Here is a 14,028-nt window from a genome sequence, read left to right as displayed (position 1 = left end):
CGCTACGGGTTCGTCGGCTTGCGGGCGATGAACAGCATCGCCGAGGTCTTGGCGCCCACTTTGGAACGGGCCTGGTCGAAGCCGGTGAACGCGATCAGCGGCACGGTCGAGCTCAGCGGGTCGAACAGCTTGGCCAGGCCGGGGCGTGGCCGTTCCTTGTAGCGCAGCGCGTGGTGCAGCGAGTACATCCAAAACGAGTGCCCGGTCTGGTAGCGGACCGTCTGGACCTCGAGGCCACGCTCTTCGAGGAGCTTGCGGAGCGTCTCGGGGTTGAACAGGTGCCAGTGGCGCGGGATGTGGTAGCCGCCCCAGCGGCCGTCGTGGAACAGACGGGCGTCGAGGCTGTCGATGTTGGGCGTCTCCAGCGCCAACACGCCGCCCGGCCGCAACATCGCCGTGAGCCGGTCGACCACCACGGCGGGCGAGGCGACGTGCTCGATGACGTGGAACATGGTGACGAGGTCGAGCGAGCCGTCCGGGAAGCGTTCGGTGGTCTCCACCCGCTCGCAGTACGCGCCGAAGCCCTGCTCGCGGAGACGTTCGACGGTGGTCTCGTCGAGCTCGAGGCCGAACAGGCCCGACGCGGGCACGCCGCGCCGGGCGAGGGTGCGCAAGTAGCGCCCGTCGCCGCAGCCGACGTCGAGGTACCGCTCGGGAAGCCCGCCGGCGACCTTCAGGATCTTGCCGATCTTCAAGGAGTCCATCGCCTCCTTGCCCTTGCGCAAGATCGGCGAGATGTCGTCGTAGTGGTACGAGTAGTACGTGTCGGGATAGATCGTCGGCAGCGTGTCGGGAGCCGGTCGAGGGTTGATCCACACGTGGCTGCACTCGTCGCAGCGGACGTAGCGCCACTGGTTGGTGCATGTGATCAGCTCGTAGTCGAAGCCCGTCGCGATCGGGGTCGAGATCGTGGCGCCGCACACATCGCACTCGGGGATGTCGACCGTCGCGATCGTGGGCGCGCCCGACGCGGCGATCTCGGGTGGGGTCTGCCGGTCGAGCACGTCAGGCATGAGCCTGGCGGCACTCGGGGAGCGGCAATGCCTTCGCGTAGCGCCACACGTGGGCGAGGTACGAGCCCCGCCAGGTGATCGCGTCGGCTCCGTCGGCCGTGCGCATCTCCGCGTCGGCGATGGCGAGGTTGTAGTAGGGGATCGACGGCCACAAGTGGTGCGCCGCGTGGAAGTTCATGTTCATCGGCGACAGGACACACCGCTCGATCCGGCTCGGCGTGTTGGTGATCAGCCGGTGCCGATCGGCGGCCGCATCGGACTCGGCGTGCGAGTGCTCGGCGAACGTGCGGAGGTTGTCGGCCATCAACGCGAACGCGAAGACCGGCACCCACCACATGACGAGGTAGCCCCACCACCCGAACAGCAACGTGAGGCCGGTGATGAGGACAGCCTGGCAGGCCACCAGCACCACGAGGTCGCGCACGCGATACCGCTCACGCTTGGAACCCGCACCGCTCGGAGCCGCGGTTGCGGCCGTGGCCGGCGCGGCTTTGCCCTTGCTGCTCCGCTGCCCGACGAACACGTGGAACACGTTGACGGCCAGGCTCCCACCGGTGAGGTAGCCGATCAGGCCGAGCAGGTCGGCCTTGTTGAAGCAGGCGTGCTTGTGGCGGTCGGGGTCGGCCTCGCTGCCCAGCATCTGGTGGTGCCGCATGTGGTTGCGGTTGTTGAGGTGCGTGATCGACAAGATCGGGGCCAGCACGAACACGTCGGTGAACAGGTCGTTGCGGCCCATGTCGGCGAACAACCGGCGGTGCATCCCGTCGTGGCCGATGATGAACAAGCTGTAGTAGCGGTTGCCGACCACCAGCACGGCCAGCAGGATCGCCCACCACGTCCCGATCGCCGCGGCGGCCAGCCAGGCGGCGACGATGATGGCCCAGCACAGCGCCGTGTCGGCCACGACACGCCACGGCCGGCGGCGGCTCAGCTCCCGCACCCGTTCGGGGGGCAGTAGCGTGCGCCGGTAGACCACCATCGGCACCTCGGGGATGTCGGTGGGGTGGCCGTCGAGACGGTCGCCGAACCCGTCGTCGGCCGCGTCCGCGGCGAGCGCCGCGGTCTGGTCGACATCGTCAGGTGCGACAGCTGCGTTGTGAGGTCCCATACGCCCGATCCCCTCCGGATCGGAGGAGATTTCGACCTCGATGGGCGGATTGCCTGCCCGGCAGCTCAGCCTTTGTCGGCGGGGGCGCCGGCCTCACCGGCTGGTGCGCCGGCTTCGCCGGCGGGGGAATCGGGCGGTTTCACGCCGGTGACCACCAGGCTCAGGCCTGCTCTGGGATGCAGTCGCTCTTCCATCGGGCGCCAGGCCTTCACGAGGATCTCGTACGCCTTGAACGACGCCGCGCCGATGCGGGCGCCGGGGCGCAGGTTCTTGGTCCACCAGCCGGCGACCCCGAGGGTGTTCTGGGCCCGGATCGACTCGACCTCGAAGCCGGCGTCGGCCACCAGGCCGGCCAGCTGATCGCGGTCGTAGCGGCGCCAGTGGCCGTAGGCATCGTCGAGCGGGCCGAACAGCCCGGTCTGCGAGGGCACGAGCAGCGACAGGCGGCCACCGGGCCGCAACGCCCGCGCCATGGCCTGCAGCGCGCCGAGGTCGTCGGCGATGTGCTCCAGCACGTTGTGGCACACCACCAAGTCGAAAGTGCCGTCGGTGCCCGCCAGGCTCGGCGCGTCAGGGAGGCCGTCACGGGTGACGGTCACCCGGGGCTCGTCGGCGAAGGTGCGATCGAGCACGTCGGCGCAGCGTGGCTCGGGCTCCATCGCGATCACCGAAATGGCACCCGCGTCGAGCATCATCGACGTGAACGTGCCGATTCCGGCGCCAACCTCGAGCACCTTCGCGCCGGGTACCCACTCGCCGAACGCGTCGAAGCCCCACTGGATCAAGCGGGGCGCGTCGGCCATGGCGCCGAGCTCGTCGACGATCGCTTCGTCGATGTGCGCCAGCTCGTCGGGACGTTTCGGGACCCGCACCGGCCGGTGCTCGGGCGGGCGGGTGGTGGCTGGCAAGCGACGGGCGTACAAGCAGAACTTGGTGTGCGGGTCGACATCGACCACCCGCTCGCCGAGGGAGCGATGCGCCACGAAGTCGCGCACCCGGTGCACCCAGCCCGGCGCGGCCGGGGCCGCGTCGGCGAGCAGCGTCGCGACCGGGGCTTCCTTGCCGACCGTGTGCCAGCCGCTCGCCGTGAAGCCGTGGCGGGCGAGCGCCCGGCCGAGGCCGTCGACGGAGAACAGCACGGCGTGCTCGCCGGGGACCACCTCGGGCCAGCGGTGGCCCAGGGACCGGCTGACCCGCGCGCCGGCGTCGGGTGTCAGCAGCGCCACCGCACCGCCGGGCCGAACGACGCGCGCCACGTCGCGGAGCAAGTCCTCCGACGACGGCACGTGCTCCACCAGATCCATCATCGTGACGGCGTCGAACTGCTCCCCGGGGAACGAGTCGGGGCCGAGCGCGCCGAGCCGGAGGTCGACGCCGAGCTCGCCGCGGCCGTACTGCACGGCCCACTCGTTGAGGTCGAGGCCGACCGCATCCCAACCGCGCCGCTTCGCGACGGCCAGCAGGAACCCGGGGCCGGCACCGATGTCGAGCAACCGGCCGGGCGACACGTAGCGCTCCAAGTGGCCGAGCACGCGGTCGAACTTGGCCTCGATGTAGGCCCGGTCGGCCAAGTAGTCCGACGAGTAGCCGTGCACATGACCGTCGTGTTGAGAAGGCTGCTCGCCGTTCGTGGCGCCTGCCGTGGACTCACCGCCGGCCGCTGCCGGCGCCTTGACGTAGTAGTCCCTGCCTTCGTAGATCGCGGCCATCTCACCCGCAGTCGGTGGCTCCCGGTCGAAGAGGCTCTTGCACTCGCGGCAGCGCACGAACGACGGGTGGTGGCGGCGGAACGCGCGACGCACACGGTCGGAGCCGCAAGCGGGGCAGGGGGGAAGTGCGGTGCTCAACGATCCGGTGCTCAACGAACGCGGCAGCGGATGAAGACGCCCAGGATCTTGACGCCGTCCATCGCGTTGATCTTCTTGCCCTCTTCGCGGCGCCGCGCGCGGTAGTGGACCGGCACCTCGTAGATCTTGGCCTTGCGGCGGAGCAATCGGGCGACCAGTTCGGCGTCGAACCCGAAGCCGTTCTCGCGCAGATCGAGCTCGCGGAACAGCTCGGTGGGCACCACCTTCAGGCAGGCGCCGAAGTCGGACAGGTACGTGTTGTACAGCGCGTTGCAGATCGTGTTGATGACCTTGTTGCCGATGACGTACCAGTAACCGAACGCGGTGTGCGCCTGCCACAGGCGCGTGCCGATCACGGCGTCGACGTCGTCTTGTTCCAACGCCGGGAGCATCTTGGCGAAGTCGCGCGGGTCGTACTCGAAGTCGGCATCGAGCACGGCGACGTAGCGCCCGTTGGCGCGCTCGGCGCCCTTGCGCACCGCGTAACCCTTGCCGTGGTTCTCGCCGAGCTCGATGATCTGCACGTTCGACGGCCATGAGTGCGCGCGCAGCTGCTCGACCGTGCGATCGCTCGAGCCATCGTCGACGATCACCAGCTCCAGCTCGGACGCCGGTAGGCCGGCATCGAGCGCCCGCTCCGCCGCCTCGACGATCGTGGCCTCCTCGTTGAAGACCGGCATGACGATGGTCAAGTCCATGGGGGGCGCATCGTAGGTGACGCACGGCTACTCCGACACCTCGGCGCCTCCGAGAGCCACGGCCTCCCTGTCCCGAATGACCCCATTGCTATGCTGCCCCCTCGTGCCAGCGAGCGGTGAGAACCCGACAGCGGCAACACCCAACCGAGACGGCGGCGGGGACCAGTGGCGGGAACCCGAGGTGCGGGATCTCGAAGAGCGGGATGACGTGGGGGGCACGGTGTCGAGCGAGGTGATGGAAAGCGCGCGGCCAGACGCGCGAGACGACGTGGGCCAACCGGCGCGGGTCGCCAGGGAGCCGGTGCTGCCGGCCACACGGCTCGGCTGGGCGCTCGTCGTGCTCGTCCTGCTCGTGGGTCTCGGGCTGCGCACCGGAGTGGTGCTGCACACCCGCAAGACCTACGTGCCCCACACCGATGCCCAGCAGTTCGACTACACGGCGTCCTCACTTGTCGACCACCACAACTACGGCTACGCGATCGTGCCGCCGAACGTCGAGTCACTTCACCAGCAGACCGCGCTGCGCGCGCCCGGTTACCCAGTGGCCCTTGCCGCGGTCTACGCGGTCGTCGGAACCCACAGCTGGACCATGGGCCGCCTCGAGAACGCGTTGTTCGGCACCGTCATCATCGCCTTGATCGGGATCATCGCCGCGCAGATATGGAATCGACGGCTCGGGTTGATCGCCATGGCCATGGCCGCGGTCTATCCGACGCTCATCCTGATCGGCTCGTCGCTCCAGCTCGAACCGTTGCTGGTGATGTTGATGCTCGGGTCGGTGGCGGCCGCGCTCCAACATCGCCGCAAACCGCGCGGCTGGCGATGGCCGGCCCTCGCAGGGATCCTGGTGGGGCTGGCCATCCTCACGCGCGAGACCGGCTTCTTCGCCTTGTTGCCAGTGGCGTGGTTGGTGTGGACGGCTGGGCCCGACGGCACGTTGCGCCGCCCCCAGTTCGACAAGAAGTCGATCCTCACGCCCGTGCTCGTGATCGTCCTCGCCGCCGCGATGGTCGTGCCGTGGACCGTGCGCAACGCCGTGAAGATGCACGCGTTCATCCCCACCACCAACAGTTCGGGCATCGGCTTGGCCGGCACGTTCAACACCACGTCGATGAACGACAAGCGCTTCCCGGCCGGGTGGCGCGACCCGTGGGACGACCCCGCCATGAACAAGATCGTGACCGACCTCTACCACGAGCACGCGTCGGAGACGAAGGCCAGCAAGCGTCTCACCAGCGAGAGCTTGCACCTCATCCGCAAACACCCGGATTGGCTGATCAAAGCCGGCTTCTGGAACACGCAGCGCCTCTTCGACCTCGACGGCGGCGACTTCGCCATGCACATCCGGCCATCGGTCCCGTACCCGAAGTCGCTGCTGCGGCTGGCGATCTACTCGTCGTGGATCATGTACGTGCTGGCGATCGCCGGCGCGGTCGTGTGCCGCGAAGAGCGCCGACGGGTGCCGTGGGCGGTGTGGTTGATACCGATCTCCACGTACCCGCTGCTGGTGTTCCTGCTGCCGGCGAACATCCGGTACCGCTCGTGGCTCGAGCCGTTCTTCTTGCTGCTGGCGGCGCCGCTGGTGGCCAAAGCGGTGGAAGCCCTGCGCCAGCGCTTCGCCGCCCCCGCCGCCTGACTGCCTGCGCCGGCGTCGCCGGCGCGTGTGTCACGATGGGATCGTGATCTTCTCGGTCCAAGTCGAGGTGACGTTGCGCGAGGGCATCGCCGATCCCGAAGGGAGCACGATCGAGCGATCGTTGCCCACCTTGGGGTTCCCCGGCGTGCGAGGCGTGCAGGTCGGCAAGCTGATCCGCTTCCGGATCGAGGCCGACGACGAGGCCGCTGCCCGGTCGGAAGTCGACGACTTGTGCCACCGGTTCTTGTCGAACCCCGTCCTCGAAGACAGCGCCGTGCGCATCGAAGCCGCACCGACGGCCTCCGTCTGATGGCTGCCCACATCGGGGTCGTGCTGTTCCCGGGCTCCAACTGCGAACTCGACGCGGTCGAAGGGGTGCAGGCGCTCGGTGGCACGGCCGACATCGTGTGGCACGGCGACTCGTCGCTCGCGGGCTACGACGCCGTGATCGTCCCCGGTGGGTTCGCACACGGCGACTACCTGCGCCCCGGCGCCATCGCCCGGTTCTCGCCGATCATGGGCGCCGTCGCCGAGTTCGCTGCGGCCGGCGGGCCGGTCGTCGGGATCTGCAACGGCTTCCAAGTCCTCACCGAAGCCGGGTTGCTTCCCGGCGCGCTCCAGAAGAACGCGGGGCTGAAGTTCCTTTGCACGACCGCGACCTTGCGGGTCGAGTCCACCAACTCGGTGCTCACTTCGGCCGCTCGTGTGGGCCAAGAGCTGCGGGTGCCGATCAACCACTTCGAGGGCAACTACACCTGCTCGCCCGAGACGCTGGCTGAGCTGCGCGCGAACGACCGCGTCGTGCTCACGTACGTCGAGAACCTCAACGGCTCGCTCGAGTCGATCGCCGGAGTGTGCAACGAGGGCCGCAACGTCGTGGGCCTCATGCCGCACCCGGAACGGGCGATCTCCGACCTGCTCGGCTCGAGCGACGGCCGCGTGCTGCTGCAAGGCCTGGTCGAGTCGGCCGCGGTGGCCGCCGCCTGACGACCGGCCTTCGGGCGCCCCGCGGGGCGCCACGACCGGCGGTCAGCTGGCGGGGGTCAGCGTGATCTGCTGGACGGCACCGTCGGCGATCGGGACCGTCACGGTCAGGTCACCGTTCGAGTCGGTGGTGGCCGTGTTCGGCGCCAGCGACTGGACCAGCGAGGTCACCGCGCTGATCACGTTCGGGATTCCGTCCACCGACACGGTCCAGCGTCCCGCCGACGGCGCCTTCACCTTCACCTGCACGGTGGCGGGTAGCCAGGAGACCTTCGTCGACGGGCAGGCCGGGTTGACGAGGCTCCAGATGTCGGCGGTGCAGGTGGCGTACCGGCCGAGCAGCACCGTGGTCGTGCCGTCCGGTCGGACGGCGGCCAGGGACTGCACCCACGACGAGGTGGACGTGGCGGGGGCGAGCTGACCCGACAGGTCGGCGTACGCCTCTTGCACCCACCACGCCGCCAGCGGGAAGTTGCCGTCGAGGTCGGTGAGGTTGTCGAGCTGGCCGAGCAGGCAGCCCGACGCGGTGGTGCTCGTGCCCGCGCTGAGCGGCCAGGTCCGGTCCCAGCAGGCGCGAGCCGCGCCGTCGGCCGACGAGCGCTCGATGGCCGAGAGGTACGCGAGGTTGGCAGCCGGGATCCCGTACGTGGCCGGCGGGATGAACTCGTCGATCACGATCTTGGTGCTGGTCATGTGGGCGGCGTCGAGCCACTTCCGTGCGGCGCCCACCCGGTCGATGATCTCGTCGGCGAAGGGGCTCATCGAGTCGTACAGGACCGGCGTGCCGTCGTGGTACGTGTAGGCGTCGAGCGTGAGGTGCTTGGCCTTCACGTAGTCGATCAGATCGAGCAGACCGAGCACGTTGGTCGTCGGGTTGGAGCGGGCGGCGAACTGGGTCGACGCGGCATAGGCGACCTTGGCGTGGGGGTCGACCGACCGGATGTCCTTCCACGTCCGCGCGTACAGGGCGAGCTGTTCGCTGGTGGTGAACCCGCCGCCGATGACGTTGGTGCCACCTTCGGGCTCGTTCCAGACATCCCAGTAGTCGGGGTTGCGGCCGTCGGCGATCGACTGGCGCACCTTGGCGGTGACGAAGCTGTCCCACGCGGCCCAGTCGGCCGAAGGCTTGGGCATCTTGCCGCCGTTGGCGTCACGGACCTGCTGCCACCAGTCAGCCGACAGATTCTCGATGATCGTGGCGCCGCGGTTGCGGGCCTTGTCGAACGCCTGGTACGCGGGCGGGTGGGCGCTGTCGGGCAAGCCGAACGTGGTGAGCCGCCACCACGTGGGGTGGAGGTCGTCCAGCAGGCTGACGTCGGCCGGCACCATGAAGTTGCCGAGCATGCCGGTGGCCTTGTTGGTCGGCGCCTTGCTGGCCGAGGTCGCGGCGGTGGTGGCGTCGACCGTGACGCAGACGTCGACCGGGCACGAAGGAGAGGTCGAGAAGGGGTTGCTCCACGCCAGCGGGCCGGCGCCGACGCCGTTCACGCCTTGCACCGCCAGCATGTAGGTGCGGCCGCTGACGAGACCCCGCAAGTTGACGGCCTGGTCGCACACGTCGCGCACGTAGCACGTGGCCTGCTGGGCGATGGTCCACGCGCTGGGCACGGTGACGTCGACCAGGTAGAGCCTGGTGACATCCGTGGTCGAGGTCACGCCGGTCGGCCGGGTCCAGGTCGCCCGCGCGATGTCGGTGCCGGGCGTGACGGCGATGGACAGGCTGGTGGCGGCACCCGGCGTCGAGGTCGTGGTGGTGGAGTTGGGGCCCGGGTTGCGGGCGGAGCTGGCGGCGGCGGGCTGCAGCCTGGCGAGCGTCCCGCCCGGCACGACACCGGCCAGCAGCACTGCGAGCAACACGGCTACCAGCAGCGAGGTCCGGCGACGGGAGCGACATCCGGCGAGCCGCTTGGTGAGGCGAACGGTGGTCGAGTCGCCGGCCGGGTCGGAGCCTTGGTGGCTCGAGAGGAGGTGAGTCACGGGCCGCCCGCCTCCTTGGGTGGTGGACATCTGGTCGGATACGTGGTGGCGGCCCGCCTCCCCTTCAACTCTGGCGCTGACCGTAGTCGGGCGGGTGCAAGCGGTGTCGGGGCGGCGTGGCCTGCGCCCGTCAATCGGCAGTGGGTGCGCCACCTTGAGCGCGACGCCGCCCACCTCTGCACCACGACGGCGACCTTCCCGGGCCGCTGTAGCTTGGGGACGTGGCTGTCGCACCTGCTGAGCCGGTTCATCGCGCCCTCGGGCTGACCGACGAGGAGGCGGCCGACATCGCCCGCATCCTCGGCCGAGAGCCCAACCACCTCGAGCTCGCGATGTACGCGGTGATGTGGTCGGAGCACTGCTCGTACAAGTCGTCGCGGCTGCACCTCGCCCGGCTGCCCACCGAAGGTGAGGGCGTACTGGTGGGGCCCGGCGAGAACGCTGGGGTGATGGATGTGGGCGACGGGATCGCGGCCGCCATCCGCATCGAGAGCCACAACCACCCCTCGTACATCGAGCCGTACCAGGGCGCGGCCACCGGCGCGGGTGGCATCTTGCGCGACATCTTCACGATGGGCGCCCGGCCGATCGCGCTGATGGACCCGCTGCGGTTCGGGCCGCTCGACGATGCTCGCAGCCGGTGGGTGGCCGAAGGGGTCGTGTCGGGCATCTCCGGCTACGGCAACTCGGTCGGCGTCCCGACCGTCGGCGGCGAGCTCGTGTTCGACGAGACGTACCGCGGGAACCCGCTCGTCAACGTGCTGTGCCTGGGCACGCTCCCGGCCGATCGGCTGGTGCTCGGGCAGGCGTCCGGTGTCGGCAACTTGGCGGTCCTGCTCGGCTCGACCACCGGCCGCGACGGCATCGGCGGCGTGTCGGTGCTTGCGTCGGCGGGTTTCAGCGAAGGCGACGAGGCCAAGCGGCCGTCGGTCCAAGTGGGCGACCCGTTCGAGGAGAAGCGGCTGATCGAGGCGTGCCTCGAGCTGCTCGAGAGCAAGCTCGTGGTCGGCATCCAGGACCTCGGCGGTGCCGGGCTCACGTGTGCGGCCTCGGAGACCGCGAGTCGCGGCGGCGTCGGGATGGACTTCGACGTGTCGGCCGTGCCCCGCCGCGAACCGGGCATGGAGCCGTTCGAGGTGATGACCAGTGAGTCGCAGGAGCGGATGCTGGCCATCGTGTCGCCCGACGATCTCGATCAGGTGCTCGCCTTGTGCGCCAAGTGGGAAGTGCGGGCGACGGTGGTGGGCCGGGTCACCGAGGGTGGCGCCCTGCGGATCGTCGAGGGCTTCGACGGGCCGGTGCTGGCCGACGTGCCCGCCGCTTCGCTGCACGACGCGGCGCCCAAGTACGACCGACCCCGGGCGGAGCCGGCCGACCGAGCGGCGCGCCTGGCCGACGAGCCGGCGGTGCCGTCGGGCGACCTCACATCGGGCTTGCTCGACCTGCTCGTCGACCCGAGCTGGGTGTTCCGCCAGTACGACCACCAGCTGTTCCTCAACACGGTCGAGGCCCCCGGCGGCGACGCCGTGGTCCTGCGCCTCAAGGACCCCCGCACCGGCGCCGACACCGGCCGTGGCCTCGCCATGACGACCGACGGCAACCACCGCTGGTGCGCCCTCGATCCCCGCCGAGGCACGGCCATGGCGGTGGCCGAGTCGGTGCTCAACCTGGCGTGTGTCGGCGCGCGACCGCTGGCCGTCGTCAACTGCCTCAACTTCGGCAACCCTGAGCACCCCGAGGTCATGTGGCAGCTGTCGGAGGCCGTCGACGGCATGGGCGACGCGTGCCGGGCCCTCGGTCTGCCGGTCATCGGCGGCAACGTCAGCCTGTACAACGAGTCGAACGGCTCCGACATCGACCCCACGCCGGTCATCGGCATGCTCGGGATGGTCGGCCAGCTCGAACGCCGGCCGCCGGGCGTGCGCTTGGTCGAAGGGCAGCGGCTGGTGCTGCTCGGCGAATCGTGGCGGGACACCGCTGGCGACCTGCCCTCGCTTGCCGGCTCGCAGTGGGCTTGGCGTGGCGGGCAGCGCGGCGGCACTCTTGCGGCGCTCGACCTCGCCGCACACACCCGGTTGGCCAACTTGGTGCGCGGCGTGGTGGCCGACGGCTTGGTCAGCGGCGTGCACGACGTGTCGAGCGGCGGGCTGGGTCTGGCGCTCGCCGAGATGGCCGCCCGGTCGGGCGTCGGCCTCACGGTCGAAGGCGTGCCGTCGGCCGCGCACCTGCTGCACGAAGGGCCGTCACGGGTCGTGCTGTGCCTCACGACCGAGGCCATCAAGGAAGTGCATCAGCGCCACCTCGACCTCGACGTGCCGGCCACGTTCCTCGGTTCCACGGGCGGCGACCGGGTGTCCGTCACGGCGGCGGACGGCACCGCGCTCGTCGACGCATCCCTGGCGCAGGTGACGGATGCGTGGGCCGGCCGGCTCCCGGCGGCCTTCGGGGCCGGGACGACGCAGGACTGAGGGCGAGGTGAGCGACGTGGGCGACACGCTGCAGGCGACGGATCCGCCGCCGGGTGGGACGGTGACGCGGGGGCCGGTGCGCGTGTCGGTGATCGTGCCGGTGCGAAACCGGGTCGACCTGCTCGCCAAGCTGTTCGCCGCGCTCGACCAGCAGGTCTACGACGACTTCGAGGTGGTCGTGGTCGACGACGGTTCGACGGACGGCTGCCCCGACCTGGCCGCCTCGACGGTGATCCGCGGGCGCCCGGTGCGGCTGATCCGCCAGGAACCGGCGGGCGCGGTCGCCGCCCGCGTGCGCGGCGTGGGCGAAGCGGGGGGATCGATCCTGGCGTTCACCGACAGCGACTGCGAGCCGTCGCCCACGTGGCTGTCGGCTGCGGTGGCCGCCATCGACGACGGCGCCGAGTTGGCGCACGGACCCACCGTGCCGACCCGCGTGGTGGCGCCGCTCGAGCGCAGCGTCAGCGAGAAGGACGGCGGTTTGTTCCCCACCGCCAACCTGGTGCTGCGGCGCGAGGTGTTCGACGCAGTCGGCGGGTTCGACCACCAAGCCGTCAGCCGGTGGCGGTTCCGGGCCGGCGACCGTGCCAAAGGCCTCGGCTTCGGCGAGGACACTCTCCTCGGCTGGAAAGTGGCTCGGCGCGGCACGGTTCGCTACGTGCCGGAGGCCGAGGTGCGCCACCACGTGTTCCCGCCCGATCTCCACGACTGGCTGTCGCGGTCATGGCAGATGGCCGCCTTCCCCGCGCTGGTGCGTGAGGTGCCTGAGCTGGCCGAATCTGGGCTGATCCGCCACGGCGTGCTGTTCAGCCATCGATCCCGCGTGCCGATGTACGTGGCGCTGGCGTCGCTGGCCACCCGCCGGGGCGGCCTGATCGGCCTGGCATTCGGGTGGTGGGTGCTGCATCGCTTCTGGCGCACCATGCGCTACGCGCCGATCCCGATCCCCGAACGGTTCACTGGCCTGCCGGCGCAACTCCTGCTCGACACGGTGCAGGGCGCGGCGCTCGTCACCGGTTCGGCCCGCGCCCGGCGCCTCCTGCTGTAGACACGGTTCGGCCGGGGCCGGTCAGCAGCCCTGGTACTTGTGGTGCTCGAACTGCACGTACCAGCAGTAGGCCGGTTTGGGCGCGGGAGTCGGGCCGCGACCGGCGCGGAGCATGCCGTAGCCGTAGCTGATGTTCGTGATGAGCTGCTCGGCCGGGCTGGGCGCGTCGCGCAGGTTGTGCACCAGCACCACGTCGACGTCGGGCATCGTGAGGAGCTTGTAGACGCCGGCCACCTGCCACTGCGTCTGCTGCTGCTCGGTGGCGCATCCGCCGGGGCGACCGCACCCGCTGGTGCTCATGCCCGTCTCGCTCACCCAGATGCTGGACGGGTCGCCGAACAGCGCGCTCGTCTGGCGGATGGTCTGCATCTGCGCGGCGAGCATGGTGCCGGGTCCCGCGTAGTCGCCGTTGTTGTAGATGTGCACGTCGAGGTGGTCCCAGCACACCCGTCCCATCGCTTTGTACATCTGCGACATGTAGTCGGCGTAACCCATGGTGTTGGCGTTGCTGGCCAAGCCGACCCCGACGCCGGGCGACAGCACGATGCGTTCGGGGCCGGCCAGCGCCTTCACGCGGTCGTACACCGCGCACTGCATCTGCGCCATGCGGCCCGGGTTCAAGGTGGCGATGCCGCCGGGCCAGCCGTCGTGCCAGAACGCGCTCTCGTTGGGCTCGTTCCACGGCTCGATCACGGCCAGCGGGTAGCGGGCGGCGACGGCTGCGACGACCTTGGCGAACGCGCCCACGGCCCAGCCCGCCGGTGCCTTCTGGGGCATCGCACGGGCGAGGATGCAGGTCAGGTCGAGCAACCCGCACGACGCGAACCGGGTGGCCCAGGTGGGGGCGTCGAGGAACGTGATGATCGGGGTCATCCCCCGCGAGGTGATCGATCGGTACGTCAGGTCGGCCCACGCCGGGAAGATCACCTTGCCGCCGGCCTTGGGTTGCAGCCAGCGCCAGCTGAAGGCGTAGCGCTGCACCGTGCCGCCGGCGTTGGCGATCAGGTTCGTCTCCTGCACGGCGGTCACGCCGGAGCCGCTCGTCCACTCGGCGAGGTGCGAGGTGAAGCCGAACCGCTTGCCCGCCAGGCTGGTGGGCGCCGTGAAGCCGCTGTTGGCGCCGCCGGGGTCGGGGGCGACCGTTGCCGCAGAAGCCGCCGTAGATGCTGCGCGGGTCGCGCCGGTCGCGGTGGCGGCGGTGCTCGCCCCCGTGGCGACGGTGGCCGACACGACGGCCATGACCATCACA

The 14,028-nt window shown here is 70.3% G+C and carries 11 protein-coding genes; 5 read left to right on the top strand and 6 right to left on the bottom strand.

Annotated features, from left to right (window positions below; all coding sequences use genetic code 11):
* Positions 1-2: 2 nt before the first annotated feature.
* The 4 genes from VHA73_13340 to VHA73_13325 all read right to left on the bottom strand — a co-directional run bounded on the left by VHA73_13340 (position 3) and on the right by VHA73_13325 (position 4,666).
* Positions 3-1,013 carry a class I SAM-dependent methyltransferase gene (locus VHA73_13340; protein ID HVX19009.1) on the bottom strand — a complete coding sequence of 337 codons (1,011 nt, stop codon included), beginning with the start codon at positions 1,011-1,013 and terminating at the stop codon, positions 3-5.
* Complete coding sequence (locus VHA73_13335; protein HVX19008.1) at positions 1,006-2,121, bottom strand: fatty acid desaturase; 1,116 nt, start codon at positions 2,119-2,121, stop codon at positions 1,006-1,008. The genes VHA73_13340 and VHA73_13335 overlap by 8 nt, the downstream gene beginning before the upstream one ends.
* A gap of 65 nt (positions 2,122-2,186) precedes the next feature.
* Positions 2,187-3,923 (bottom strand): class I SAM-dependent methyltransferase, encoded by a 1,737-nt coding sequence (locus VHA73_13330; protein HVX19007.1) that lies wholly within the window; start codon positions 3,921-3,923, stop codon positions 2,187-2,189.
* 56 nt (positions 3,924-3,979) lie between these two features.
* Positions 3,980-4,666, bottom strand: a complete 687-nt coding sequence (locus VHA73_13325) for a glycosyltransferase family 2 protein (protein ID HVX19006.1) — start codon at positions 4,664-4,666, stop codon at positions 3,980-3,982.
* Positions 4,667-4,847: 181 nt separating this feature from the next.
* Between VHA73_13325 and VHA73_13320 the strand changes: the two genes are divergently transcribed.
* From VHA73_13320 to purQ, 3 genes are read left to right on the top strand one after another with little or no spacing between them, the layout of a single operon-like run.
* Complete coding sequence (locus tag VHA73_13320) at positions 4,848-6,302, top strand: glycosyltransferase family 39 protein (GenBank protein ID HVX19005.1); 1,455 nt, start codon at positions 4,848-4,850, stop codon at positions 6,300-6,302.
* 43 nt (positions 6,303-6,345) lie between these two features.
* The gene (gene purS / locus VHA73_13315; protein HVX19004.1) at positions 6,346-6,612 is read left to right on the top strand and encodes a phosphoribosylformylglycinamidine synthase subunit PurS; all 267 of its coding nucleotides are present in this window, start codon (positions 6,346-6,348) and stop codon (positions 6,610-6,612) included.
* Complete coding sequence (gene purQ / locus VHA73_13310; GenBank protein HVX19003.1) at positions 6,612-7,289, top strand: phosphoribosylformylglycinamidine synthase subunit PurQ; 678 nt, start codon at positions 6,612-6,614, stop codon at positions 7,287-7,289. Before purS ends, purQ begins: the two co-directional genes overlap by 1 nt.
* A gap of 42 nt (positions 7,290-7,331) precedes the next feature.
* On the opposite strand, the gene VHA73_13305 is transcribed toward purQ, so the two are convergent.
* Positions 7,332-9,263, bottom strand: coding sequence for a hypothetical protein (locus VHA73_13305; protein ID HVX19002.1), 1,932 nt, complete (start codon positions 9,261-9,263; stop codon positions 7,332-7,334).
* A gap of 221 nt (positions 9,264-9,484) precedes the next feature.
* Here VHA73_13305 and purL point away from each other — a divergent pair, with 221 nt between their 5' ends.
* On the top strand, positions 9,485-11,731 hold the full coding sequence (gene purL / locus VHA73_13300; GenBank protein ID HVX19001.1) for a phosphoribosylformylglycinamidine synthase subunit PurL: 2,247 nt from the start codon (positions 9,485-9,487) through the stop codon (positions 11,729-11,731).
* 7 nt (positions 11,732-11,738) lie between these two features.
* The gene (locus VHA73_13295; GenBank protein HVX19000.1) at positions 11,739-12,779 is read left to right on the top strand and encodes a glycosyltransferase; all 1,041 of its coding nucleotides are present in this window, start codon (positions 11,739-11,741) and stop codon (positions 12,777-12,779) included.
* A gap of 21 nt (positions 12,780-12,800) precedes the next feature.
* Here VHA73_13295 and VHA73_13290 read toward each other — a convergent pair whose 3' ends face one another.
* Entirely contained in the window at positions 12,801-14,024 is a 1,224-nt protein-coding gene (locus VHA73_13290; protein HVX18999.1) for a hypothetical protein, read from the bottom strand.
* Positions 14,025-14,028: the final 4 nt, after the last annotated feature.

This window comes from Acidimicrobiales bacterium (assembly GCA_035547835.1).
Classification (GTDB): domain Bacteria; phylum Actinomycetota; class Acidimicrobiia; order Acidimicrobiales; family Iamiaceae; genus DASZTW01.
The sequence above is the reverse complement of the archived record's forward strand: the minus strand, read 5'-3'. Positions and strand labels throughout refer to the sequence as shown.